Source organism: Candidatus Binatia bacterium (assembly GCA_036382395.1).
GTDB lineage: Bacteria > Desulfobacterota > Binatia > HRBIN30 > HRBIN30 > JAGDMS01.
Window position 1 is genome coordinate 10783 of the sequence record DASVHW010000379.1, and the last position, 24818, is coordinate 35600.

A 24818-nucleotide genomic window follows, 5' to 3' on the forward strand; every position below is an offset into this window, starting at 1 on the left:
GGAGACAGGGCGATACGCGATATGCGACATGCGATCAGCGGCGAAGCCTCAGACATGCAACGCGTTGGACTCATTGCCGGGAACGGCCGCTTCCCGCTGATATTCGCCCGCAGCGCTCGGGCGCAAGGCTTCGAGGTGATTGCCGTCGCGCACCACGGGGAGACGCTGCCCGAGCTGGCCGAGCTGGTTCACGCGATTACGTGGGTGAACGTCGGCGAGTTGGGACGTATCATCCACACCTTACAGCTGGCGGGTGTGGAGCGTGCGGTGATGGCCGGCGGGATCCGTAAAGCGGCGCTGCTCGAACACTTCGCTCCCGACGAGCGCGCGCTGAGCTTTCTCGCCCGTCTGGTGCACTTGGGCGACGATGCCCTCCTCCGTGGGGTGGCAGCGGAATTGGAGGCCGAAGGCATCGAGGTCGCTCCGTCGACGCTGTTTCTCGAAGCCTTGTTGGCGCCGTCCGGAACATTGACACAGCACGGTCCGAGCGAAACGCAGTGGCGCGACGTTCGCCATGGCATCGAGGTGGCGCGGGCGATCGGCCGCTGGGACATCGGCCAAAGCGTCATCATCAAGTCCGGCATGGTACTGGCCGTGGAGGCCATCGAAGGCACCGACGCGACCATTCGGCGGGGAGGGAGCCCCGGCGCCGTCGTGGTCAAGGTGAGCAAACCACAACAGGATCTTCGCTTTGATGTTCCCGCCGTGGGTCCGGAAACGGTGCGCGTGTGCATCGCGGCCGGCATCGCCGTGCTTGCGGTCGAGACCGGGAGGACGCTGCTTCTGGAAAAGGAAGAACTGCTGCGTCAAGCGGACGCGAACGGCTTGAGCATCGTAGGCGTGGTGATCGGCGCTGCGCCGGCGGAGCCGCAATGACCACACCGCTGCGGGCCGCCGTCGTTGGCGTCGGGCACCTTGGGGTGTTCCATGCCGAAAAATACGCCAGCATGCCTGACGTCGATTTGGTTGCCGTCGTCGATGCCGATGCGGACCGTGCGCGGGCCGTGGCCGCCCGCTGTCGGACGGAAGGGCTGACGGATTACCGCCAGCTGTTCGGCCGCGTCGACTGTGTCAGCCTGGCGGTGCCATCGCCGCTGCACTTCCCGCTGGCGCTTGACCTCCTGACGCACGGTGTCGACGTGCTGGTGGAGAAACCAATGACGACTACGGTGGCGGAGGGCCGCGCGCTAGTCGACTCGGCCGAGCAGCGCCAGCGGATCTTGCAGGTCGGGCATTTGGAACGCTTCAATCCCGCCATTCGCGCGCTGGCTGGCGTGGTCACCCAGCCCCGCTTCATCGAATGTCATCGCCTGGCGCCATTCGTCGAGCGCGGCACCGATGTCGATGTGATCTTGGATCTCATGATCCACGACCTCGACGTCATCCTGAGCCTGGTGTGTGCCGACGTGCAATCGGTGGAGGCGGTCGGGGTGCCGGTGTTGTCCGAAAGCGTGGACATCGCCAACGCCCGCTTGCGGTTCACCAGCGGTTGCATCGCCAACATCACCGCCAGCCGCGTTGCGCTCAAGCGCGAGCGCAAGATCCGCATCTTTCAAGCCGATACCTATGTGTCGGTGGATTACGGGGAAAAACACGTGCGCGTCTGTCGCCGTGTGATCGCCAATGGCGCGCCCTCCATCACGGTCGAAGAGCACGCGCTGGGCGAAGGGGATGCGCTGTTCGATGAAATCGAGCATTTCGTCCACGCCGTGCGGACCCGGCAACGTCCCTTGGTGGACGGGCGTACGGCGTTGCGTGCGCTAGAGGTTGCCGAGCGCATTCGCGTCAGCCTGGAGACGGCATGAGCGGCGCGGCTCGCAAGGTGCTGCTGGTCGCCGGAGAAGCGTCTGGCGATCTGCACGGCGCCGCGTTGGTGGCGGCGTTGCGGTGCAGCGATCCTGATCTTGAAGTGTGGGGTGTCGGCGGTGGACGCTTGCGCGCGGCCGGCATGCACATCCTGGTCGACACAGCGGCTGTCTCGACTATGGGGTTTGTCGAGACCTTCGGCACGCTGGGCCGGTTGCTCTCGACGTACCGGCGCCTGCGGCGTTTTCTGGTGGAAGAGCGGCCCCAACTCGTGGTGCTGATCGATTTTCCCGAGTTCAACCTCTTCCTTGCCAAGCGCGCCAAGGCCATGGGCATCCCCGTCTTTTATTACATCGGCCCGCAAGTGTGGGCGTGGCGGCGCGGACGCGTGCGCAAGATCGCGCGCCGCGTCGACCGCCTCGGCCTGGTTTTTCCGTTCGAGCCGGAGCTGTATAAAAATGGTCGTGGCCTGGCCGAGTTTGTCGGCCATCCGCTGCTCGATGCGGCGCGCCCCACCCGCACGCGTGAAGCAACCCTGGCCCACTATCATCTGGATCCGGCGCGCCCTCTGCTGGCGCTCCTCCCGGGCAGCCGGAAGAAGGAGCTGCGCCATTTGATGCGGCCCGCGATGGAGGCGGCTGAGCAGCTTCGCCAGAGCGGCTGGCAAGTCGTCATCGCGTTGGCGCACACGTTGACCAGAGACGACGTGGCGGCGGCGCTGGGTGGAAAGTTGCCGGCGGTGCCGATCGTGGAAAACGACACGTACAACCTGATCCACGCCGCCGATACCGTGCTGGTGGCGTCGGGGACGGCGACCCTCGAGACGGCGTTGCTGGGTCGGCCGATGGTGATCATGTACCGCGTCGCGCCGCTGACGTTCGCGTTGGCGCGCTTGCTGGTGCATGTCGATCACATCGGTATGCCGAACCTCATCCTGGGCCGCGCGGTGTTTCCGGAGTTGATCCAAGGCGATGTGACCCCCGAAAGGCTGGTGGCGGCCGTGCAGGACGTATTCGCCCGGCGGGGCGAGCTGGTCGAGGCGCTGCGCGAATTGCGCGGCAAATTGGGTGAACCCGGCGCCGCCGGCCGTGCCGCACGCATGGCGTTGGAGCTGATGGCATGAAGCAAGCCCACCTCTATCGCAGGCTGCTGACCTACGCGCGGCCCTACTGGTGGCCGCATTTCAGCCTGGCCTTTCTGTGCATGCTCCTGTTCAGCGCCACCAATGGCGCCATGCCGTTTCTGATCCAGCACATCTTCGACGATGTGTTCACCAACAAGAACCTGTTCGCCTTGAAGATCCTCCCGGGGATCATCGTGGGGACGTTCCTGTTTCGCGGGATCGTTGGCTTCGGGAGCACGTATCTGACCGATTATGTTGGCCAACGCGTCGTGGCTGACATGCGCAACGCGCTGAACGACCACATCCAGCATCTGTCGCTATCATTCTTCAACCGTACCCCGACCGGCACCATTGTCTCGCGCATTACCAACGACGTCTCGCTGGTCCGCTCGGCACTCACCGATGCCGTGGCCTCGGTGCTGAAGGATGCCTTCTCTCTGATCATTTTGATTGCGGTGGCGTTCTACCAGGATTGGTTGCTCTCGCTGATCGCCTTTGTTGTGTTCCCCGTATCGGTCTTGCCCGTCATCCGCCTCTCCAAGCGCCTGCGGGGGTTCTCCAGAAGCGGCCAGGTGTCGATGGGGAACATGACCATGCTGCTGCAGGAGACGATCCAGGGGAACCGGGTGGTCAAGGCCTTCGGCATGGAGGGGTACGAGAAGCAGCGTTTCGCCGAGGAGAACGATCGCTTGTTCCGGCTCTACATGCAGGCCACGCGTATCCGCGCCTTCACCAACCCGATGATGGAAATCCTCGCCGCCTTCGGCATCGCCGGCGTGGTGTGGTACGGCGGCTACAGCGTCATCGTCGGCGGCCGCACCCAGGGGGGCTTCTTGGCGTTCCTGACGGCGCTCTTCCTGCTGTACGAGCCGTTCAAGGGACTGGCGAAGACGAACAACGCCATCCAGCAAGCCATGGGCGGCGCGGAGCGCGTCATGGAACTGCTCGATACGGGGACCGACGTGGTAGACCGTGGCGCGCGCCGTCTCGATCACGTGCGCCACGGTATCCGCTTCGAGGGTGTGAGCTTCCGCTACGATCAGGAGTTCGTGCTGCGCGGCGTGGACCTGGAAATCGGACGGGGAGAGGTGGTCGCACTGGTTGGCATGAGCGGGGGCGGAAAGAGCACGCTTGCCGACCTCATTCCACGTTTCTACGATGTTGCCGAGGGACGCATCACCATCGATGGCATCGACATCCGCGAGTATACGCTTGCCAGTCTGCGGGCGCAGATCGCGATTGTGACGCAGCACACTTTCCTGTTCAACGACACGGTCCGCAATAACATCGCCTACGGCGACATCGCGCAGGACATGAAGGCCATTGTCGCTGCGGCCAAGGCTGCCAATGCCCACGACTTCATCATGGAACTGCCCGACGGCTATGACGCCATGATCGGCGAGCTGGGTGTCAAACTGTCCGGTGGCCAGCGCCAGCGCCTGGCGATCGCGCGGGCGTTGGTGAAAGACGCTCCCATCCTGGTGCTCGATGAGGCCACGTCCGCTTTGGACAACGAGTCGGAGCGCCTGGTGCAAGGCGCGCTGGAAGTGTTGATGCGCAACCGGACCACCCTGGTGATCGCGCACCGCCTGTCCACCATCCGCCGTGCCGATCGCATCGTGGTGATTGTGCGCGGGCAGGTGGTCGAGCAGGGAACACACGAAGAACTGCTGACGCTCAATGCCGAGTACCGCAAGCTGTACGATCTGCAGTTTCAGGGCGCCGACGAGTCGGCGCCGAAGGTCCTGCATTGAGGCACCGCCGCCAGCGGCCTCGGCTGCGCGAGATGTTCCTGCGCCTGCTCACCGTGGTTGCGCCCATTCTCCTCAGCGCTGCGTTGTGGGTGATTTCGAAGACGCTCCGCACCCGCTTCGCCGGTGCCGACGGACTCTTTGAGCGCTGGCGGCGGGGCGAGCAGGTCATCATTGCGTTTTGGCACGATCGTGCGGTGATGATGCCGGTTGCCTATAGGGGTCGGAAGATGTGCATCATGAACAGCCAGCATCGCGATGGCGAGATCGCCACACGTGCGGTGGCGTGGTGGGGCATCCGCTCGGTGCGCGGCTCGGCCACGCGCGGGGGGGCGGCCGGGTTCCTGCAACTCCTGAACGCGTACCGCGCCCATTATGATCTTGCGGTGGTGCCCGACGGGCCGCGCGGGCCACGACATGTGGTCAAGCCGGGCATCATTCACCTGGCACGGGCGACCGGCGCACCGATCTTTCCCGTGACCTACGCGGCGACGCGCCAGCGACAGTTGCGGAGTTGGGACCGCCTGATCATCCCGCTCCCGTTTGCCCGCGTGCTGTACGTTGCCGGTGAACCCATAGAGGTCTCCCGCTACGCCGACTCCGAGGAGCTGGAAGCAAAACGACGCGCACTCGAAACCCGGCTCAATGAGATTACGGCAGCGGCAGAATCAGAGGTCGCGAGTTGAGCGGGAACACGACTGCTGAAGCGCCGGTGCGCTCCGGAGTGGCTGGCGGGGTTGCGTACGCAGCCTACGATGCCGCCGGCCTCGTCCTCGGGCTGGCCGCCGCACCATTCCTGCCGCTGCTGCGGCTGACGCGCTACGGCCGCGGCCTAGCTGAGCGGCTAGGTCGCCTCCCGCTGGCGGCACGCGGTCTGCGGAATCCCGTCTGGGTCCACGCGGCGTCGGTCGGTGAAGTGTTGGGGGCGGCGGCGTTGGTCGAGCAGTTGCGGCAACACTGGCCCGACCGGCAGGTGTTGGTGTCGACCACGTCCGTCGGCGGCCGCGAAACCGCCCGCGCTCGGCTCGGTGCCGACGCGGTGATGCTGTTGCCGCTGGACATCGGTCCCGTCGTCGAGCACGTGGTGCGGGCGCTACGGCCCTGCTGCCTCGTGCTGGTGGAGACGGAAATCTGGCCGGCGCTGATCCGGGCAGCGGCGCGAAACCGCGTCCCGTGCGTGATGGTGAGTGGCCGCATCTCGGCTCGTGCCGCGACGCGTTATCGGTGGGTGCGGTGGTTGACGCGTGCGGTCGTGGCGCAGGTCAGCGCCTTCGCCATGCAAACCGACGCCGACGCCGCGCGGATCATTGCGCTGGGTGCATCTCCGGCGCGCGTGCGGGTCGTCGGCAGCCTGAAATTCGCGCGCGCCGGCGCTACCGAATCCGGTTCGGTGCATGCAGTCGCTTTGCAGGCGCTGGTCAGCGGGCGGTTGCTACTGGTTGGCGCAAGCACACACGCCGGCGAGGAACAGATGGTTCTGGACGCGTGCGTGCCGCTCTGGAGCGAACATCCTGATATGCTCCTGTTGATTGCGCCGCGGCGGCCCGAGCGCGTCGATGAGGTGAGCCAATTGTTGGCGGGCGCGGGTGTCGTGTGCGAGCGCCGCAGCACACTACGCCAGGCGGTCGCCCGGTCGACACAGGTGCTGCTACTTGACACACTAGGAGAGTTGCCCAATTTGTTACCCATAGCCCGAGCCGTTTTCGTCGGCGGCACCATCGTGCCGGTAGGAGGACATAACGTGTTGGAGCCAGCGCTCTTCGGAAAACCAGTCGCTTTCGGTCCGTTCACCGAAAACGTTGCCCTGGCCGCTGGGGCGTTACTGGACGGTGCCGCCGGTACCAGGGTGCACGGTGCGGAGGAACTGCGAGCGGAGTGGAGCCGCCTGTTGCGCTGTCCGGACGTCGCCGATCAGATGGGGGCACGCGGCCGCGCCGTGGTGACGGCCCGAGCGGCAGTGGCGCAACGCACCTTCGAAGTGGTACGCAAGTGTGTGGACGAAAGCGCCTGATCGAGCCCTCTGTTCGTAAGCGGCCGGGCCCTGGCGTGAACTGAGATGTCGAGCGTAGCGCAGAGTCTTCGCGATGTAGTGTGGAATCGCCGCGGTGTGCGGGGTTGGGCGGCGTGGCTCGCACTGCAGCCGGCCAGCGGCCTGTTCGCCACAGGCGTGGCGCTGCGCAATCTCGCCTATCGTGTCGGCGTGCTGCCGGTGCACCGCGCCAGGATCGCCGTCGTCAGCGTCGGCAACCTGTCGGTGGGCGGGACCGGCAAGACGCCGGTCACCTTGTGGCTGGCGCGGCGGCTGGCCGCAGCTGGACTGCGGGTGGGGATTCTCCTGCGCGGGTACAGCGGCCGGGCCAGCGGGGTCACCGTGGTGTCCACGGGCAGTGGGCCGGAGGCCGATGTCGACGCCGTCGGGGACGAGGCCGTGATGCTGGCGAAGTCCTTTGATGGCGTGGTGCTGACGGCGCGCCGGCGTATCGAGGGGGTGGCGGCGGCCGAGCAGCTGGGCTGTCAAGTGGTGGTGTTGGACGATGGTTTTCAGCACCGGGCGTTGGCGCGCGATTTCGATCTCGTGCTGATCGGCGGCCGCTCAGCCGGCCTGCTGCCCGCCGGTCCGATGCGCGAACGCACCGCGGCCCTGCGGCGTGCCGACGCCGTGGCCGTCGTGCTCAAGAACGACGATCAGGCCATCGCGATGCCGGCGATTGCCAAGCCGTCGTTCGTCGTCCGGCTGGTACCCAAGGCGTTGGTCGAATCGGACGCGGGCCGCTGGCGCGAACTGCCCATCGGCTTGTTGTCTGGACGGCGCGTCGCAGTCGTGGCCGGGGTCGCGGATCCGGCGCCGTTCTACACGACGCTGCGGTTGTGGGAGGCCCAGGTCGAGGAAATTTTCGAGTTTCCCGATCACCATGCGTACACGCGGGCGGATTGGCAGCGCATTACGCGTGGCGCGCGGGACCTCGAATTGATCGTGACGACGGAGAAGGATTTGGTGAAGCTCGAGCAGTTCCCTTTCCCAAGGGGGAAACTGGTGGCGCTCCGTATCGCACCACAGGTGGAGAACGCTGAGGCGCTGATCCGGTCGGTGCTGCAGCGCGCAGGCCTACCGAGGGCGGCATAAGTCTAGGAGGAATCGATGGCAATCAATCAGGAGTTATTGGAGATTCTCGCCTGCCCAAAATGCAAAGGCGATGTGCATCTCACCGACGCGCAGGACGGGCTGATTTGCAACCGCTGCAAGCTCATGTACCCAATCAAGGACGATATCCCGGTCATGCTGATCGACGAGGCGATCCCCGTCTGAGATGGCATTCAACGGTCAGCCGTCAGCTTGCAGGTTCACATCTGAACTGAACGCTGGTGGCTGATTGCTGACAGCTTCCCCATGCGTTTCCTCGTTGCGCAGACGAGTTTCCTTGGCGATGTGGTTCTGAGCACGCCGGTGTTCACGGCGCTGCGCCGGCACTACGCGGGAGCGCACATCACGGCGCTGGTGCGGCCCGAGGTGGCTGGCGTGCTCGACGACCATCCGGATGTGGATGCGGTCCTTACCGACGATAAGCGGGGTGGTGAGGGTGGAATTGCCAGCCTTCGCGTCTTGCGCAAAATCCGCGACGGCAACTTCGATGTGGCGTTGGCGTTGCACAAGTCGTTTCGCACGGCGTGGCTCTTGGCTGCGGCCGGTATTGGCTGGCGTATAGGTTTTCGACAAAGTGCCGGCTGGTTTCTGTACCATCGGCGCGTGCAACGCGATGCGACGCGGCATGACGTCGAACGGAATTTGTCGATCCTCAGCGGCCTCGGGCTCGACCCCTATCAGGGCGAGCCACGCTTGTATGTCGCGTGCCGGCGCGAAGCCGTGGTCCGCTTCCAGTCCGCTCTGCGCGCGCGCGGCGTCGATCCGGACGCGCCCCTCGTTGGCATCGCGCCCGGATCGGTCTGGGCGACGAAACGCTGGATGGAGGAGGGCTATGCCGCGCTGCTCATCGGACTGCAACGCGACCTCGGTGTTACCCCTGTGCTGCTCGGCTCAGCGGGTGACACGGCGTGTGCAGAGGCGATTCATCGCGCCGCCGGGGGAGTCGGCGTCAACCTTGTGGGGCAGACCGATCTCGGCATGCTGGTCGCAGCGATTGACCAGTGCCGCGTGCTGGTCGCCAACGACAGTGCGCCGGTGCATATCGCGGTGGCGCGTGGGACCCCGGTGGTGGCGATTTTCGGCCCCACGGTGCCCCGGCAGGGCTTCGGTCCGTACACCGATCGCGCCCGTGTTGTGGAGCGGGAGTTGCCGTGCCGGCCCTGCGGGCGTCACGGTGGCCGTCGCTGCCCGCTCGGGACGCATGCGTGTATGCGAGAGATCACCGCCCTGGACGTTCAGCGCGCCGTGATCGATCTCTTACCCCAGTGTGCCGGCGCCACACCCGTGGCGCAGTCCTCGGCGGTGCGCTGACGGCGTGGAGCGGCGTGTTCATCCCGGACGGTTTTGAGCACGTGAGAGAGGAGCGCACTTCGATTCTGGTGCGTTCGGATGCCCGCGAATGGCTCGTGCCGCTCTTGATGGCAGGGGACCGCGGCTGGGCAGGATATGCCATGCGCGCCCTGCCGGGCGGACGGGGCGGCGCGGTCGTGGTGCGGGTCGACGAGCATGAGGTGGTGCTGCGGACCTGCCGGCGTGGCGGCCTGCCGGCCCGCGTACTGCACGACACGTACTTTGGCTGGACGCCGCGCCCGTTCCGGGAACTGTGCTTGCTCGAGACCCTGCGGCGGGGCGGCGTGCCGGTGGTTGAGGTCGTGGGGGCGCGTGTGCGCTGGTTGGTGCCGGGCTGCTACAAGGGGTGGATCGCAACACGATATGTTCGTGACGCATGCACGCTCTGGGAGTGGGTGTGCGGTGGGGATGGCCAGTGGCAGCGACCGGCCGTGTGGCGTCTGGTGGGGAAGGCGATTCGCCGGCTGCACGACGCCGGGAGCAGACACCCCGATCTCAATCTGCGCAACATTCTCCTCTGCCCGGGGACTGAAGCTCCCACGGTGTTGTTGGTCGACTTCGACCGGCCACTATGGTCTGGAGTTCACGGGCCGGATGCGGATCTGGTGCGGCTGCGGCGCTCGGCACGGAAACTGGACCCGCAGGGGAGCCGAGTTACAGCGGCGGACCTGGAAGATTTGCTGGCGGGATACGGCGAGGCCAGCCCGTGACCGCCGACCGCATTCTGATCGTGCTGCTGGGAGCGATTGGCGACGTGACGCTGGCGTTGCCCTTGCTCAACCGCCTGCGGCGCGGGTACCCGAAAGCCCGCATCGTCTGGGCGGTCGAGCCGGCTGCCGCGCCGCTCTTGCAGCATCACCCGGCGCTGAACGAGGTTCTGCTGTTCGATCGGCCTGGCGGGGTGTCCGCGTTTTTACATTTCCTGCGGCAGGTCCGTGCCGAGCGTGCCGAGTTGACGCTCGATCTGCAGCGCCACCTGAAGAGCGGCATCGTCAGCCGCGCCTCAGGGGCACCGGTGCGGTTGGGGTTCCATCGGCGGAACGCGCGTGAAGGAAACTGGCTGTTCAATACCGACGCCGTGGATCCCATGCCGCACTTGAGCCCGAAGTTGCAGCAGTTCCTGCGCTTTGCCGACTGGCTGGGCATTGAGGATGCTCCGGTCTCGTTTGGGCTCGGGCTGAGCGACGCGGAGGAGAAGCGGGTGGACGAACTGCTCTCCGGTGTGCCGTCAGCGTTCGTCGTCGGCTTTGTGGGTGCGAGCTGGGAAAGCAAGCTGTGGTTCGCGGGGCCTACCGCATCCGTTGCCGATGCTTTGGCGGCCCGAGGTGTTGGGGTGGTGCTCATTGGCGGGAAGGCTGACGCGGAATTTGCTGCGGCGGTAACCAGTAAGGTGCGCTCGCCGGTGCACAATCTGGCCGGCCGCACGACGCTGCGCGATCTGATCGGCATCTTCCGCCGAGCCCGCGCGGCATTCGGGCCCGATACCGGACCCATGCACATCGCGGCGGCGGTCGGTACTCGTGTCGTGTCGCTGTGGGGGGCCACCAGCCCGGCGCGTTCCGCGCCTTGGGGGAGTGAGGATCGCGTCATCCTCGGGACAGCGCCGTGCAGCCCCTGCTATCGGCGTCGCTGCCCCATCGGGCGCTTGTGCATGGAGTCGATCGCAGCCGAGGCGGTGGTTGCCAAATTGATTGAGTAAACCCGGAAACAGGAGTTGATGCCTGCGTGCCAGGTACCCGGAGAATGAATTCGCGGCAACGAGAGGCACGAATTGGGCCTGCGCCGACTGGTGAGCGTGTGAATAGTGCTAGTCTCACTTGAACGCGGCGAAGAGTTCCTGCAACGCCTGCATCTGGCCGCCACGGGTCGAGGAGGGTACGAGCATCGGTGTCTTGACCCCCGCATCGTACCAGGCCTCGAGGCCGTCGCGTACCTGTGCCACGGAGCCGTAGAGCGTGACATCCGAAAGCCAGGCGTCGCTCATGAGGGCGGGGATCTTGTCGTGTTCGCCAGCTGCCAGGGCGCGCTGGATGGCGCGCATCTCCTCTTCATACCCCGCTTCGATCCAGTAGTTCTGGTAGTTCGGCAGCATCACATACATGGTGAGCGTCTTGCGCATCACTGCGGCCGCGGCGGCGCGGTCGTCGGCGATGCAGGTGGGAATCATGTCGCCGACAAAGAAGCTGGCGCGCACTGTGTCAGGGAGGACCGAGAGCGACGTTCGCATATGCGAGCGGGCGGCGTTGGCCCACACCGCGCCCTGCGCAATTTCGCCGGACAACGCCACCATCTTCTTGCGCAAGGTGGCGAGAATGATCGGCGGTAGATCGCCCCAGCGCTGCGCACCCTGGCGCAACTGGTCGACGAAGCGGCGCATGTCCGCCAGCGGTTTCCCGGCTTTGACACCGAAGTGCGCGTTCATGACGTCGTGGCTGACGCCGATGCCGAAGCGGAAGCGGCCGCGGCTGAGTTCGTGAATGAATGCGGCGGTCTGGGCGTAGTCGAACGGGTGCCGGGTATAGATGTTGGCGATGGCGGTGCCGAACTCGATCTCCTTGGTACACAAGGCCAGGGCTTCACACAAGCCCACCCCATCGCCGAAGCTGGCGCAATAGATCCCAGAGAAGCCCTGGCGCTCGATTTCCTGCGCCACTTCCAAGGTTGCCTGGCGCCGGCCGGGCATGGCCGCCAAACTCACTGCAGGTTTCTTCATGATGACATCCCTCTCTTGCGGAAGTGAAAGATCCCGGCGAAAGCTGAAAACCCAAAACGCAACGAATTCGGCTTGACGTTTTGGGTATTACGTCTCACGCTTTCCTCTCGCCAGCCGCGTCAGCTCATCCCGTTGCGACCATTCGAAGCGGACGCGTTTCCCTCCTTGCCGCGCCGCGACGCCGGTGCCGCGTGCGACGGTGCCGATCACCGTTGCGGGAATCTTCCGGCGCCTCAGCCCGCGCAGGAGCGGGCCCGCATCATGCTGCGATATGGTCAGCAATAAGGCGCCGGAACCTATCAGTCCGAGTGGACGAAGTCCAAAGTGCGCACATAGCTGGGCGGTATAGGTGTGTACGGGGATGCGATCGAGGTCGACGATCAAGTGCTTGTGGGAGGCCGTGGCGAGTTCAAAGAGGGCGGCGGCAACGCCGCCTTCGGTGGGGTCATGCATTGCCGTGGCACCGGTGCGCGCAGCCAGCTGGGCCTCCGGGACGATCGAAATCCCGGGTCGGTGGTGGAAACGGGCAGCTTCCCGCTGGCCCGCGGCCCCGAGGACCTTGCGTGCGTCACGCGCGAACGTCCGCGCGATGATCGAGGTGCCTTCGATCCCGGCAAGCTTGGTCATGATCAGGGCATCGCCGGCGCGCGCGCCCGCAGGCGTTACCAACCCGTCGTGTGCAACGATGCCTTGCATGTCGCCGGCAACGATCGGCTGGTTTACCGCCGTAGACACTTCCGTGTGCCCGCCGGTCACCGCGATGCCCAAGTCGCGGGCGCTGCGGTCAATATCTTGGAAAATCTGCTTGACGACCCGTGGCGTGGTGCCGGACGGAACGATGATGCTGGCCTGAAACCATGCCGGTCGCGCTCCCATGACGGCGACATCGTTGGCGTTCACGTGCACCGCGTACCAGCCGATCTCCTCGGCGGTAAACGTCACGGGGTCACTTTTCAGGATCAGGTATTGGGAACCAAGATCGATGACCGCGGCATCTTCACCAAACGCCGGTCCCAGCACGACGCGGCGGTCCGGGGCGCCGCGGAAGCGAAGAAGCCGTTGCAGGAGGGCGACTGGCAGCTTGCCAGGAAGTAAACGCATGGCTCTCGGTCGGCGAGTCGGCTGTGGCTGGGCTATGCCAAGAACACTGTGGGCCTGCGACGGTACGCAGTCGGTGCGAGGCGCACCCGCGTTAGCGGACCCGTTCCACGTGGGCGTACTTCGTGTCCTCGGACCAGCGGTAGGTGACGTCATACTGCTGAACGTTGCGCCGGATCCGACTTGGTTGCCCCTTATGATCTGCTTTCGCCATACGAGTCCTTTCGAATCCGATAGCCTGTGATCAAAATACCGTGGCGAATCTGGCGAATCAACATGGCCGCGGACGGCCGGCGCGAGCCGTGCGCGGCTCGTTCGACTCGCACGGGTGCCATGATTTGGCACATCGCTTGCGAAATAGTCAGATCCAGCACACCACTCTATGACGTGGGATCGATCCATGACTTGCCGGCCTATCCGTTCTCGGCTCTGGCATGATTTTCGCTCTTAGGTTTATCGACGGCGAGAGGAAAGAGACAAATGAAAACAACCCGTTCTCAGTCCGAAGTCGCAATAAAAACTCAGCTCCTCAAGATCGGGGTGGAAGTCTTTCCGGTCTATGGCGATGAGAAGTTGGGATGGAGCGTCGATGCTGGGGACTTATACCCGCAGATCCCGGCTTGGTTTCGCTACCGGTCGATCGACGAACTCTTCTTCGCGCTGGTGAATCTGAACATCAGCCCGGAAGGGCAGGCCTAGTCGACCGTTGAGGTTGCTGTACCGATGACGGGCCTCTTCGTACGCGAGACGGCTGATTCGATTTTCACAACGAACTAGAAGCAACTTGCTAGATCCCATCCTCTTGCCCGCACACGGCAGAGCCTCAGTGCTCTGCGGTCTCAAGCAGTTAACTCACCACGCATTCCACCGTTACCTTGACTCATGGTCGTGTTTTGAGCAGCGTTGGCCCTAACCTGCAGGCATTACCGCTGACGCAGGTGGAAAGAGGAAACGTGACGGAGACTCCCTACTATCTGCCCATCGCTGACGAGGTCGAGATCTTCACGGCAGCTTACGCCAGCCGGCTTCCCATTCTGCTGAAGGGTCCTACCGGGTGTGGGAAAACACGCTTTGTCGAGTACATGGCCTGTGTGCTGCGCAAGGCGGCCAATGGCGCGCAGCCGGAGGAACATGGCATTCCTGGGAATCTGATTACGGTTGCGTGTCACGAGGATCTGACGGGCAGCGATTTGGTTGGTCGCTACCTGATCAAGGGTGACGAGACGATATGGATCGACGGGCCACTGACGCAGGCGGTGAAAGCCGGCGCCATTTGCTATCTGGACGAGATCGTCGAAGCCCGCAAGGATACTATCGTTCTGATTCATCCGCTGACTGATCATCGCCGCATTCTTCCCATTGATAAGAAGGGCGAAATCATTGAGGCCCACCGGGATTTTCTATTGGTGATTTCGTACAATCCAGGTTACCAGAGCGTCTTGAAGGATCTGAAGCATTCGACGCGGCAACGTTTTGTGACGATCGACTTCGACTATCCCCCCCGGGAGAAAGAGGCGCAAATCATTGCGCACGAAAGCGGCGTCGACATGGAGACGGCCCTCGCGCTGGCAAAGCTGGGGGAGAAGGTCCGTCATCTCAAGGCGAGCGGTCTGGAAGAAGGAGTGAGCACCCGGCTCCTGATCTACGCCGGCCAGATGATGCAACGGAAGCTGCCGCCACGACGTGCCTGCCGGGTGGCGGTCAGTACCTCGCTGACTGACGATGTCGAGTCGCAACGCGCCATCGATGCGCTGGTCAGCGCCATCTTCGAGTGAGTGTTCAGCGATCCGCAAAGCAGAGATCTGGGCCTAGAGACGATGGAAATGCCAGCGTTTAGGCTGCACGCTTATGGCTGATCGCTCCTTGTGGTTCGAGTCGCATCTGTTTGCCGATCGTCGTGGGCGACGCGCCCGTGCCGACTGCGAGCAACTGGGGGCGCAGGCGCACGAGGTAATCTTGGCGGCTGGCGACCGGCTGGCGTCAACCTCACCGGTGGTGGCGCAGCAGTTCTACCGTCACGCGGCGGCTGCATGGCAGGCGTTCGGCGCGGATGATTTCGCGCGCTGGGTCGACTTGGGTGTGGCGCTGTTGACCAGCGAGCCGGCGCAACGGGATTCCGCCCTGGCATATTTCTGCGTCGCTCCGAAGGCTCTAGCGCGTGGGGGCCTGGAGCGTTTGGAGGCATGGTGCGCCGCAGGTGTGAGAGTGGCCGCGGTCTCGCGCAAGCTCGGCGCGACCTTCTTCGAGGGCACCGCGCCTTTCATCGGCCAGATCGATCCTGACGTGCTCGCCGAGTGGGTGGGGAACGGGATGCGTTTGCATGGACTGCCCGGTTGGCGTGGGGAGTTCCTGGCGCAGGCGTATTTTGCCGCGGCTGGCCAGGTGCTCCCACACCTGCGTGCGGGTGAGTTTGGCCCCTGGGCCGATGTGGGCGTGGCCCTGCAACCGGCACTACGGGAGCATCAATCGTTCAGCCAACTGCCGCCGGGATTGGACAGGCTGAAACCCGCCGAACGCGAGGTGTTCTTCCACACGACACTGAGCCTCGCCGGCGTCAATCCGGCTGCCGCGGCGGTGTTCTATACGAAGTTGCCCAACTCCTTGGCGCGCGTGCAGCCCAGGGCCCGCGCCAAGGTGCTGCAAGCCTTCAGTCTGGTCGGCGCAGTGGCGGCGAATTCGCTCGCCGAGATCGTTCCGGTCGTCGGTGCGTTGGTCCACGACATCCCCGCTGAACACCGGCTCGCGGCGCTCGATCTGGTCCTCACGGTTGCCCGTGCCTTTCCCGCGGGGACGACGCCGTTGTTGCGGTCGTTGCCGGCGGCCTATGAGGAGGCGCGCCACGCTGTCATCGCGCCATGGCTGGAACGCGGGTTGGCGATTGCAGCTGAGAACCCTGAGGCCGGCGTGGCGTATTTCGGTCTCCAATCTCGTACCAGTGTGAAGGTCCTGCAGGCGTCATCGACGGCGGCAACGCTGGAGGATATGCAAGGCCTGCTCCGCAAGTACGTGCAGATGCTCAGTGGCCGATCGACCACGATCCGGGCCGCCGACCCGTTCCAGCTACGCCCGCCCCTGGAAGAATTCCCGCTCGAAAACGAGATCGCGCTGCCGCTGAGGATCGACGCGTTCGGGACACACGAAGAGAACTGTCTCGGCTATCGTTTCGTGGCGGCGCAATTGGCCGGCCGGCGCGAGTTCGGCACCTACGAGGTGGCCCTGCCGCCCGACGCGGATAGTTTGCTGCACTTCCTGCGGACACCGCAGTCTCCGGCGTTACTGGAGGAATTGTTCCTGGCGGTTGAGGGATACCGCGTTGCGGTCGCCTTGGCGCGGACGTATCCGGGCCTGGCCCGTGAGCAAAGGGAAATGGCCGCACGTTTCTTGCTGCGTCACCAATCGGATGGAGTGCCGACGCATGCGGTGCTCCTGGATGCGTTGCTCGCGGCTTTGCTGGCGGGTCACGAGCCGGCGTGGCTTCCCGTTTGGCTGCGTTCCCTTGCCGCACTGGTGGCGCCGTGCGTGGCGCCGCTGGCGGCGTGCGATGCCAGCGCCGATGATTCGCTACGCATCGCCCAGCTCCTGACGACGCAACTGGCCCAGCCGGCAGCAGGCTGGCGTGAGGCATCGTTGGCGGATCTGCTCGGCGATAGAGAAAAGGCAGCGGTCGATGCCCTGATGGATTTCTACATGGACGATGACTCGCCGCTGCCCTCCGGCGATGCGCCGCAGGTGACGACCCCCGCCACGCCGCCGGTGGAGAGCGTGCCCGAAGAGTTGCGCCTCCAACTCGATGAGTTGGAAGACGGTGCCGGTGGCTTGGCTGTGCCGCTGTCTGCGGAGGAACTCCAACGGCTCATCGAAGCCGGAGCCGATCTGCGCATCAAGCAAGGGTATAGCGACGACATCGAAGGGCTGGGGCTCTACATTACCGATTTGCTGGGCAAGCTGGCGCCCGATGAGCTGGAGGAATTGCGGCAGTTGTTGAACCAGACCGAGCGTACGGATCGGCCGCTGCCGCGCCGCTGGCTGGAACGCCGGAACGAGGGCGCGTGCTTCTATTACGACGAGTGGGACTATCACATCGGTGACTACCGCCCGCGCTGGTGCTGTCTGCGCGAGCTTGCGGTGGATGGAGACTCGGGCGAGTTCTTCAACCGCACGTTGGCGGACTACGCCGGGCTGCTTCCCGAGGTTCGCCGGCAGTTTCAGCGCATCCGCCCCGAGATGTACCGCACGGTGAGAGGGCTCGAGGACGGGGAAGACTTCGATCTGAACGCCGTGGTGAACGCGCGCGCCGATCTGCGGGCGCACCAGGCCCCGTCGCCGAAGGTGTACGTGGCGCGCACGCGTGAAGAACGGGACGTTGCCACCTTGTTCCTCATCGACATGAGCGCATCGACGGACGAACCGGTGCAGAAGCCGGCACTACCGGCCGGCAGCGACGACGAAGGGCAGGGCGGCGTTGGCCCTCGCGGCGCGGCCGCGATCCGGTCCCGGCGCATCATCGACATCACGAAAGAAGCCCTCGTCATCATGGCCGAGGCGCTCGCCGAGATTGGCGACGCCTACGCGATCTATGGATTTTCCGGACACGGGCGGAGCAACGTCGAGTTCTATCTGGTGAAATCGTTCAACGAGCCCCTGTCGGCCGCAGTCAAAGGCCGCATCGGCGCCATCGAGCCCAAGCGCAGCACGCGCATGGGGACAGCGCTACGGCACGCGACCGAGAAGCTGGCCCGGGTCAACTCCCGCTCCCGCCACATCATCTTGCTGAGCGACGGCTTTCCGCAGGATTTCGACTACGGCCAGGATCGGCGCAGCAACGTCTACGGGTTGCGCGACACCAGCGCCGCGCTGCGTGAAGCCGAGACGTCGGGCATTACCCCCTTCTGTATCACCGTCGATAAAGCCGGCCACGACTACCTGCGCGAGATGTGCGACGGCTCGCGCTACATGGTCATCGACGACATCAATGCCCTGCCGCGGGAGCTGCCGAAGATCTACCAACGCGTCGTGACGGCGTAGCGCTCCGGCATCTCCCCGCGAGTAGCGTTTCAAACGTGCGGCAGCACCTCTTGGGCGAGACGCCGCATGGCGTCTTCACCGGCGAAAGAGAAGATCACCTGCGACAGCTCCCACTCGCGGCCGCGGCGTTTCAGCTCGGCGATGCACTGCTCCGGGGTACCGACGAGCGCCATGGGCGAGTGCAGCAAGCCTTCGGGCGTGGTGTGGAACATCGGCGCCATGCCTTCAGCCATCGATTGCGTCGCTGCCGGAGAATCGGTGAGCAACGTGGTGAAGATCACATTGCTGATCTGGATGGCCCGGCCGTCGCGGCCATGCCGCTGCGCCTCTTCACGCAGGAAACGGACCTTGGCGCGGAAGCTCTCGTCGGTGAGCTTGGAGACGTTGGCCAGGGAGATATAGCCGGGCTTGCCGGCATCGGAGATGATATTGACGATGTCGGCGTGCTTGGCGGCGACGCGCAGAAGCCCCCGGCCACCGCCACCGAGCAAAATGGGCGGATGCGGCTGCTGCACGGGCTTCGGCCAGAGGATGGCGTCGCGCAGCTGGTAGAACTCACCCGGGAATGTCGTTTCCTCTCGCGTCCACAGCGAGCGGATACAGCTCAAGGCTTCGTCGAGCATGCGCAGCCGCGTGCCGATGTCGGGAAAGGGGATGCCCGTCATCCGAAACTCCCGTTCCGTCCATCCCGTGCCGAGTCCAGCGATCAGCCGGCCGCCGCTCAAGCGGTCAAGTGACGTCAGGCCCTGCGCCGTGATTACCGGATGACGGAACAGGTTGCACAAGACGAGGTGACCGATGCGCGCCATCTTGGTCGCTGCGCTGAGGGCGGCAACGACCACCATGGCATCATATGACAGGTGATGCGGATCGAATTGACGCTCGGGTCCCTCAGCCACGATATGATCCGGAACCAGTAGGGCCTGGAACCCCAACTCTTCAGCCGCCTGGGCCACGTCGCGCAGCTGTGCCCATTCCAGGCCAGCAAGTTGCAGTCCGAACTCCATGCATTCTCCTTTCGGCTCAAGCATGACGATATGCTGGTCGCTTTATCCTAGATGCAGGGCTTTGGGAACCGGGTGCGGAAGAGGGCGGCTGGGCTCCTCCCACGATTCATGGCGGCACGGCTGTCTCGAATGGGTCCGTACGGCGGACTCGGTGCAAGTCAGGTGTAAGGTGCTGTTTCAGGCGCGAGCGGAAGAGAGGGTCAGGTGTCGAGGCGCCAACGCCTCGGCATTCTTCTTGCGTCGAGTGCCGGCCCAGGGCGCACTTGAGGCAGAAGGCGTCGGTCTCGTTGCTCGCTTCGCGGCACGAAACGTTGCAAGCGTAGCCGCAGCAGGCACAGCAAGCGTAGTTGCATGACTGCGCCAGCCACCGTTGGTTTTCGAGCAAGATCTGCACCTTCGGTTTTGAGCCTGCAAGCCGCTCAACGTAGTCAATAAGAGTTCGGCGATCGCTCGGCCCATGGTCGGGGAGAAAGATGCCACCTCCCACGAAGGACACATGTGCAACGCATGCCATGGCACAACTCCTCTCGGCCGATGCTTCGCTGCCGCGGAGTGGACGTGCAAGGGCGAAGTGGAGGCGCAATAGGTGTGGCGACAGTTCCGATCAGCGCAATGTCAGCACACTAAACCGTTCTGTCGCTAGCGTCAATTAGGAGTTTCCCCATGGCATTAGGGTGTATCCAGGATTCCAAGCGCGCGGGCGACCTGTGCGACGCTGGCCTTCACCTTTTATTTTGGTTGCAGCCGAACTAAGCTGCCTGTCCTGCTGGCGGCGACGCCGGCTGAAGGGGGAGGGGGCGAAGCGATGGAGATCAATGGGATTGCGCACGTCATGCTGACCGTGAGTAACTTCGAGGCATGTCTTCCCTTCTATGAGCAGGTGTTGACGTACCTGGGGCTCAAGCCGGTCATCAAGGCCGACACCATGCTCTACTGTGTGGGCGGCCGGACCGCGGTCGGCATTGTCAAAGCGGAAGACCGCTACCGTGACGAACGATTTGCCCAGTTGCGCGTGGGTCTGCACCATGTGTGCTTTCGTGCGCGCGAGCGAGCGGATGTGGATGCGTTCCACGCCTTCTTATGCCGGCTGGGTGCCAAGATCGTCCACCCGCCCGAAGAGGGGCTCTGGGCCCCCGGGTACTACTCGGTGCTCTTCGAAGATCCGGATGGTATCCGGCTGGAGATGAATTACGTTCCGGGGAAGGGGCTGCTCGCGGAAACGGAGAGCAAGGCGTAACCTGTCGGCGCTCGCGCTCAGATCCAGTTCAACATGCCTGCGAACACGACGAGGCAGGCAATGTCGAAGGCGAAGATCGCCCCGACGGTCATCGTCTTCTTCCGGACGGTCGGCATGTCGTAGACCCAGAATGAGACGACGTAGAAGGTCAGGTAGCCGAACACAAAGATAAGCCAGGGCGTGCGCACGTTCCACCACCAGTAGTCCCAGGTCAGCGCCCCGATCGCGTTCAAGAGGTACTCCACCGCGACGCAGAAGGCCGATCCACACACGGCGATGAACAACCGGTTTGGCAGACCCAAGATCCGCTGATGCTTGTCTGCCGGGAGCGTCTTGGCGGCGATGATGCCCATGAAGGCGAACATGAAACAGATCTCGATGTTGAGGCCGATCAAGATCACATAGGCCGAGCCTCCCGGGGTACCCCAGACCGGCGCGTACTGCGTGAAGTGGAAGACGAGACCGTTCCAAATCTCGTTGAACCAGTCCATCCCCCAGAACGCGAGCCCGGCAAAGACAACATTCCAGTTCTTCCGTTCGACCTCGGTGGCGTAGATGTAAAACACCAGCATCAGGAATGGGATGACGTGCCATTGAAAGTGGCTGCTGTCGCGCAGGATCTTCAACGCTCTCAAGGATGCGTCTGTGGGCATGCGGAAACCTCCGGGTCGTGTGCCTGCTTACCCTGTTCTGATAGCACACCGAAGCACTTCTCGTAAAAAGCGCAGCGCCTGGCGCCCGTATTGCAGGGAACCTCAGCCCGCGAGCTCGGATAGCGACACCACCTTCGCTTCGATCGGCTTCGGCGTTTCCTCGGGCAGGAACCAGCGGAACCAGATCAGGCCGCGCCGCCGACCCGCGGTCGACAGCCAGTTGGCGACGCCGGGGTCCTGTTTGCTCACGACGATGGTCCACGACCCGTCGGCCGCGTACGTGGTCTGGCCGCCGTTGATGGTCACGCGCTCGTAGCGGTAGTCGTACGTGTGCAGGAACGGGTTCCACAGACACAGGTTCCAGAAGGCGCACGCCGGCGACCGCCCCTTGATCACCAGCGCTTGGTCGTCTTCCAGATCGAAGCTGCCCATGGCGTAGGAGGCATCTCCCGCGGCCCAGCCGCGCGTGACCGTCGGGACCGGAAATGGATCCTGGATCGTGTTCGCGGGGGGGAACACCAGCGGGGTGTAGCTCAGTTGATCACGGATGAACGTGGCCGCGGCCCGGAACCGGGCGGCCATGTCGGTATCGGTCGGACGCCGGGGCGACACGGGCTCTGTGGCCTCGATGCTCCACGCTGCCCGTCGTCCCTTCACCGGGTCGGTCATGTAGTCCCGTGTAATGGCGCACACCGCGTCCGGCTCGAGCTTGAGCCAATTGCCCGGATGCTGGTTGGGACTCAGGATGATCTCGAAATTCCCGCCGGGACCGATTGTCATGCTGCGATCATTGATGGTTCCCACGATGCGGTCGGAATATCGTCCGTCACGCGGGCCGCCGTAGACCGTGAGTGAGAGATAGGCGGCCTCGCCTTTGTGGCCGCGTACCCGATAGGTGCGGTTGGGGTCGATCGGTGCGAAGTAATAGAAGGCGTCACTGTTGTCCCCTCCCCACTTCTTGTACGGGCCCACGATCTCCACGAACGTCGGCTTGTTGTCGTCGGCCCACACGTGCGCGTCGAGAGCGACTTGCAGGAGCGTGGGGATCCACTTGTAGCCATCGAGGACGTCCGCCTCCTCGGTGAGGGCGCAGGGGCCTTCGAAAAACTTCTGGTCGATGTCCTTCAACAGGTCCAATAACTCGTGAAATGCTGCCCGAGTCTCGTACTGGTTTGATGCCATCAAAGTCTCCTTCCGCAACGGCAAGATGAGGCGGCAAGCTGCATCCCAGGTCCGCTGTCTCACCGGCTTGCCTGGAATTGTCAAGGGCTCGCCGTCCCGTGGCGCGATGCGCGCCTGCGTCTTGCGGTGGTTGACGACGTTGGCGCGCATAGGATAGGCGGCAGTGCGGTATGACGTCGGATGCTGAGCGTCGCCGTGGCGATTCATTGGCGAGCGAGGGCGTGGGCACGGGGCGCCCGCTGATCTCGGGAGTAGCGCTTGCGGTCGGTGGTCTCCTGGTGGGTCTGGCCGCTCTCACCTCAAGTGCGGCGGTCGAACGCGTTGTGCTCGGCAAGGCGTCCGGCGCGTTGAGTTGGGGGCCGGCACTGCTGCGTCTCATTTGGGCAGGACAGGGGTGTGCGCTGCTGCTCGTGGGGAGGTATGCGTCGCGCCGTGGCTCCCTCCCACCTCCGACGAGGGGGGCGCTCGGCGCGGTCCCAGGAGCGGAACGGATCGGGTGGCGGACGTGGCTGTTGCTTGCATCACTCAGTGTGATTGCCGCCGGACTGCGTGTGTGGCATTTGGACTCGGGCCTCTGGTACGACGAGGTGGTTGTGCTGGTTGACTGGGTGCGTCCGCCGCTGGGGAAGATCATCGCCTCTTCCGCGATGAACCAGCACATGTTGTTCTCGGTACTGGCGCACGTGTCCATTGCCATCTTCGGCGAAAGTGCGTGGGCATTGCGGTTGCCGTCGGTGCTCTTCGGCCTTGCCGGTCTGTGGGCCGTCTTCCTGTTGGGTCGCCGGCTCATCGGGACGCGCGAGGCCTTGCTTGCCTGTGCGCTCGTGACGGTGTCCTACCACCACGTCTGGTTTTCGCAGGACGCCCGCGGGTACGCGGGCTTACTCTTTTTTGCGACTCTGGCGACTTGGTTGTGGCTCGAGGCGCTGCGGCGCGAGACCTGGCCTTGGTTCATTGCCTACGCCATCGCCTGCGCGCTCGGCGCCTGGATACATTTCACGATGGCGTTCATTCCCGCGGCGCACGTTGTGCTGTGCCTTGGGCTCTTGTTGTGGGCGCCGCGACGCCAAGGTGCCGGTCGGATGCCGGCGATGCCTGTGCTGCGGAAACTGCTGGCCGCATGGCTGCTGGCGGGCAGTCTCGTGGCGGAATTCTATGCGCTGGCATTGCCCGAGTTCTTGCGGATGGGGACGACCCTTCACCTCGGGGCGGAGTGGACGACTCCAAGCTTTCTGGTGACGGAGGGCTGGCGAGGGCTGGGGATTGGCTTTGGTCAAGCTGCGGGCGTTCTGGGCGGACTCGCGTTCGCGCTTGTCGGTTGGTTGAGCCTGGCGCGGCGCGACCTGGTGGCCGGGGCGTCGCTGGTGCTACCCGCTCTGCTGGGTCCTCCAGCGATTGTGCTGATGGGTCAGGGATTCTTCCCGCGCTATTTCTTCTTTTCGTTCGGCTTTGTGCTGCTGGTTGTTGTGCATGGGGTCATGACGGTTGCCCGTGTCCTCGGCGCCCGGTTGCTCCGCGAAGGCTCGGGCACATTTCCCGCCGACGTTGCTGGCCTTGCGGTGATCGGGGGCATGATTACGATCTCGGCCTTCTCTCTGCCCCGCGGCTACGCGCTGCCGAAACAGGACTTCGCTGGCGCGCGTGATTATGTCGAGCGCATGCGGCAGGCGGATGACGCCACGGTTGCCGTTGGCCTGGCGGGGGGTGCTTTTCAACGCTACTTCGCGCCGCAGTGGCTGGTGGCACAGACGCAGCAGGAGCTCGAGGCGATTGAGCGTGCCCACCGACATGTGTGGCTGGTGTACACCTTGCCGATCGGTATCAGAGCATCGCATCGAGACCTGTGGGAGCTCATCCAGCGAGATTTTCAGGTGGTGCAGGTTTTCCCCGGAACGCTTGGGGACGGCGCGGTCAACGTGTGCCGGGAGCGGACGCCGGAAGAGCGGCAGCCGCCGCTCGCTAGAAAATGATCTGCCGCTCTAGCAACTGCCGGTACTGTTCCGCTGTGATCTTGAGCAGATCTTTGAAGACGCGCTCGTTGTCCTGCCCGATCATCGGCCCCGGCCGAACGGCAGGCGTGAAGCCACGGGAGCAGGGGTCGTGCCTCTGCGCGGAGGACTGACTCCAAGCAGCCGAGCCGAGCCAAAGCTTGGTGGTCACCTGCCAGCGGCTCGTGCTATGGTAAGCGGCGTGGGAACCGCCCGCCGCAAAGCGACGTATGAGGACCTGCTTAAGGTTCCTGAAACCATGGTGGCCGAGATCCTCGACGGTGAGCTGTACGCCACGCCGCGCCCGGCTTCCCCCCATGCGCGCGCGGCTTCCGGTATTGGCAGCGATCTGTGGGGACCGTTTGACCGTCCGCCCAACGGGCCCGGGCAACCGGGTGGCTGGTGGATTCTGTTCGAGCCCGAGTTGCACCTTGGCCCCGACGTCGTCGTCCCCGATGTGGCCGGCTGGCGGCGAGAGAACATGCCCGTGCTGCCAAACGTCGCCGCGTTCACGCAAGCGCCCGACTGGGCCTGCGAGGTCGTGTCGGCGACAACAGCCGGAGCGGACCGTGTACGCAAGATGCGCATCTACGCGCGCGAGGCGGTCGGCCATCTCTGGCTCGTCGAACCGCTGGCAAGAACACTCGAAGTCTACCGACTTGAGAATGGCCGCTGGGTCGTGGCCAGCACGCACGGCGGGAGCGAACGCGTGCGGGCGGAGCCGTTCGAGGCGGTCGAGCTTG

The 24818-nt window shown here is 64.4% G+C and carries 23 protein-coding genes; 17 read left to right on the forward strand and 6 right to left on the reverse strand.

Annotated features, from left to right (window positions below; genetic code table 11):
• Positions 1–54: 54 nt before the first annotated feature.
• The 11 genes from lpxI to VF515_18445 all read left to right on the forward strand — a co-directional run bounded on the left by lpxI (position 55) and on the right by VF515_18445 (position 10871).
• Entirely contained in the window at positions 55–876 is an 822-nt protein-coding gene (gene lpxI, locus VF515_18395) for a UDP-2,3-diacylglucosamine diphosphatase LpxI (protein HEX7409602.1), read from the forward strand.
• On the forward strand, positions 873–1805 hold the full coding sequence (locus tag VF515_18400) for a Gfo/Idh/MocA family oxidoreductase (protein ID HEX7409603.1): 933 nt from the start codon (positions 873–875) through the stop codon (positions 1803–1805). The genes lpxI and VF515_18400 overlap by 4 nt, the downstream gene beginning before the upstream one ends.
• The gene (lpxB, locus tag VF515_18405) at positions 1802–2929 is read left to right on the forward strand and encodes a lipid-A-disaccharide synthase (protein HEX7409604.1); all 1128 of its coding nucleotides are present in this window, start codon (positions 1802–1804) and stop codon (positions 2927–2929) included. Before VF515_18400 ends, lpxB begins: the two co-directional genes overlap by 4 nt.
• Entirely contained in the window at positions 2926–4683 is a 1758-nt protein-coding gene (msbA, locus tag VF515_18410) for a lipid A export permease/ATP-binding protein MsbA (protein HEX7409605.1), read from the forward strand. The genes lpxB and msbA overlap by 4 nt, the downstream gene beginning before the upstream one ends.
• On the forward strand, positions 4680–5366 hold the full coding sequence (locus VF515_18415) for a lysophospholipid acyltransferase family protein (protein HEX7409606.1): 687 nt from the start codon (positions 4680–4682) through the stop codon (positions 5364–5366). Before msbA ends, VF515_18415 begins: the two co-directional genes overlap by 4 nt.
• Entirely contained in the window at positions 5363–6691 is a 1329-nt protein-coding gene (locus VF515_18420) for a glycosyltransferase N-terminal domain-containing protein (protein HEX7409607.1), read from the forward strand. Before VF515_18415 ends, VF515_18420 begins: the two co-directional genes overlap by 4 nt.
• Before the next feature lie 45 nt (positions 6692–6736).
• Positions 6737–7804, forward strand: a complete 1068-nt coding sequence (gene lpxK, locus VF515_18425) for a tetraacyldisaccharide 4'-kinase (GenBank protein ID HEX7409608.1) — start codon at positions 6737–6739, stop codon at positions 7802–7804.
• Between the two features lie 15 nt (positions 7805–7819).
• Entirely contained in the window at positions 7820–7987 is a 168-nt protein-coding gene (locus VF515_18430; protein ID HEX7409609.1) for a Trm112 family protein, read from the forward strand.
• A gap of 81 nt (positions 7988–8068) precedes the next feature.
• The gene (gene waaF / locus VF515_18435; protein HEX7409610.1) at positions 8069–9133 is read left to right on the forward strand and encodes a lipopolysaccharide heptosyltransferase II; all 1065 of its coding nucleotides are present in this window, start codon (positions 8069–8071) and stop codon (positions 9131–9133) included.
• A gap of 14 nt (positions 9134–9147) precedes the next feature.
• Positions 9148–9882: a lipopolysaccharide kinase InaA family protein gene (locus VF515_18440; protein ID HEX7409611.1), complete on the forward strand. Its 735-nt coding sequence runs from the start codon at positions 9148–9150 to the stop codon at positions 9880–9882.
• The gene (locus VF515_18445) at positions 9879–10871 is read left to right on the forward strand and encodes a glycosyltransferase family 9 protein (GenBank protein HEX7409612.1); all 993 of its coding nucleotides are present in this window, start codon (positions 9879–9881) and stop codon (positions 10869–10871) included. Before VF515_18440 ends, VF515_18445 begins: the two co-directional genes overlap by 4 nt.
• A 114-nt stretch (positions 10872–10985) precedes the next feature.
• On the opposite strand, the gene VF515_18450 is transcribed toward VF515_18445, so the two are convergent.
• Entirely contained in the window at positions 10986–11885 is a 900-nt protein-coding gene (locus VF515_18450; GenBank protein ID HEX7409613.1) for an LLM class flavin-dependent oxidoreductase, read from the reverse strand.
• Positions 11886–11972: 87 nt separating this feature from the next.
• A complete protein-coding gene (locus tag VF515_18455; protein ID HEX7409614.1) occupies positions 11973–12986 on the reverse strand; it encodes an AIR synthase family protein in 1014 nt (337 codons plus the stop codon).
• 477 nt (positions 12987–13463) lie between these two features.
• Here VF515_18455 and VF515_18460 point away from each other — a divergent pair, with 477 nt between their 5' ends.
• The 3 genes from VF515_18460 (at position 13464) to VF515_18470 (ending at position 18008) form a co-directional block, all read left to right on the forward strand.
• Entirely contained in the window at positions 13464–13682 is a 219-nt protein-coding gene (locus VF515_18460) for a hypothetical protein (GenBank protein ID HEX7409615.1), read from the forward strand.
• A gap of 254 nt (positions 13683–13936) precedes the next feature.
• Positions 13937–14758 (forward strand): CbbQ/NirQ/NorQ/GpvN family protein, encoded by an 822-nt coding sequence (locus VF515_18465; GenBank protein HEX7409616.1) that lies wholly within the window; start codon positions 13937–13939, stop codon positions 14756–14758.
• A 73-nt stretch (positions 14759–14831) separates the two neighbouring features.
• Positions 14832–18008 (forward strand): VWA domain-containing protein, encoded by a 3177-nt coding sequence (locus VF515_18470; GenBank protein ID HEX7409617.1) that lies wholly within the window; start codon positions 14832–14834, stop codon positions 18006–18008.
• 29 nt (positions 18009–18037) lie between these two features.
• Here VF515_18470 and VF515_18475 read toward each other — a convergent pair whose 3' ends face one another.
• Entirely contained in the window at positions 18038–19015 is a 978-nt protein-coding gene (locus tag VF515_18475) for a TIGR03619 family F420-dependent LLM class oxidoreductase (protein ID HEX7409618.1), read from the reverse strand.
• An 805-nt stretch (positions 19016–19820) separates the two neighbouring features.
• Between VF515_18475 and VF515_18480 the strand changes: the two genes are divergently transcribed.
• Complete coding sequence (locus VF515_18480; protein ID HEX7409619.1) at positions 19821–20252, forward strand: VOC family protein; 432 nt, start codon at positions 19821–19823, stop codon at positions 20250–20252.
• A 17-nt stretch (positions 20253–20269) separates the two neighbouring features.
• Here the strand turns inward: VF515_18480 and VF515_18485 are convergent, their stop codons facing one another.
• On the reverse strand, positions 20270–20905 hold the full coding sequence (locus VF515_18485; protein ID HEX7409620.1) for a hypothetical protein: 636 nt from the start codon (positions 20903–20905) through the stop codon (positions 20270–20272).
• 102 nt (positions 20906–21007) lie between these two features.
• Positions 21008–22087, reverse strand: a complete 1080-nt coding sequence (locus VF515_18490) for a DUF1214 domain-containing protein (protein ID HEX7409621.1) — start codon at positions 22085–22087, stop codon at positions 21008–21010.
• A gap of 221 nt (positions 22088–22308) precedes the next feature.
• On the opposite strand from VF515_18490, the gene VF515_18495 reads away from it, so the two are divergent.
• On the forward strand, positions 22309–24057 hold the full coding sequence (locus VF515_18495; protein ID HEX7409622.1) for a glycosyltransferase family 39 protein: 1749 nt from the start codon (positions 22309–22311) through the stop codon (positions 24055–24057).
• Here the strand turns inward: VF515_18495 and VF515_18500 are convergent.
• Entirely contained in the window at positions 24047–24247 is a 201-nt protein-coding gene (locus VF515_18500; GenBank protein ID HEX7409623.1) for a hypothetical protein, read from the reverse strand. The genes VF515_18495 and VF515_18500 overlap by 11 nt on opposite strands.
• Positions 24248–24265: 18 nt before the next feature.
• Here VF515_18500 and VF515_18505 point away from each other — a divergent pair.
• On the forward strand, positions 24266–24818 hold a 553-nt coding region (locus tag VF515_18505; GenBank protein HEX7409624.1), incomplete at its 3' end, for a Uma2 family endonuclease.

Bases quoted from the DNA above. Each gene is read 5' to 3' on its own strand.
- lpxI (HEX7409602.1), top strand. From the start codon at position 55: ATGCAACGCGTTGGACTCATTGCCGGGAACGGCCGCTTCCCGCTGATA.
- VF515_18400 (HEX7409603.1), top strand. From the start codon at position 873: ATGACCACACCGCTGCGGGCCGCCGTCGTTGGCGTCGGGCACCTTGGG.
- lpxB (HEX7409604.1), top strand. From the start codon at position 1,802: ATGAGCGGCGCGGCTCGCAAGGTGCTGCTGGTCGCCGGAGAAGCGTCT.
- msbA (HEX7409605.1), top strand. From the start codon at position 2,926: ATGAAGCAAGCCCACCTCTATCGCAGGCTGCTGACCTACGCGCGGCCC.
- lpxK (HEX7409608.1), top strand. From the start codon at position 6,737: ATGTCGAGCGTAGCGCAGAGTCTTCGCGATGTAGTGTGGAATCGCCGC.
- VF515_18430 (HEX7409609.1), top strand. From the start codon at position 7,820: ATGGCAATCAATCAGGAGTTATTGGAGATTCTCGCCTGCCCAAAATGC.
- waaF (HEX7409610.1), top strand. From the start codon at position 8,069: ATGCGTTTCCTCGTTGCGCAGACGAGTTTCCTTGGCGATGTGGTTCTG.
- VF515_18450 (HEX7409613.1), bottom strand. From the start codon at position 11,885: ATGAAGAAACCTGCAGTGAGTTTGGCGGCCATGCCCGGCCGGCGCCAG.
- VF515_18455 (HEX7409614.1), bottom strand. From the start codon at position 12,986: ATGCGTTTACTTCCTGGCAAGCTGCCAGTCGCCCTCCTGCAACGGCTT.
- VF515_18460 (HEX7409615.1), top strand. From the start codon at position 13,464: ATGAAAACAACCCGTTCTCAGTCCGAAGTCGCAATAAAAACTCAGCTC.
- VF515_18470 (HEX7409617.1), top strand. From the start codon at position 14,832: ATGGCTGATCGCTCCTTGTGGTTCGAGTCGCATCTGTTTGCCGATCGT.
- VF515_18475 (HEX7409618.1), bottom strand. From the start codon at position 19,015: ATGGAGTTCGGACTGCAACTTGCTGGCCTGGAATGGGCACAGCTGCGC.
- VF515_18480 (HEX7409619.1), top strand. From the start codon at position 19,821: ATGGAGATCAATGGGATTGCGCACGTCATGCTGACCGTGAGTAACTTC.
- VF515_18485 (HEX7409620.1), bottom strand. From the start codon at position 20,905: ATGCCCACAGACGCATCCTTGAGAGCGTTGAAGATCCTGCGCGACAGC.
- VF515_18490 (HEX7409621.1), bottom strand. From the start codon at position 22,087: ATGGCATCAAACCAGTACGAGACTCGGGCAGCATTTCACGAGTTATTG.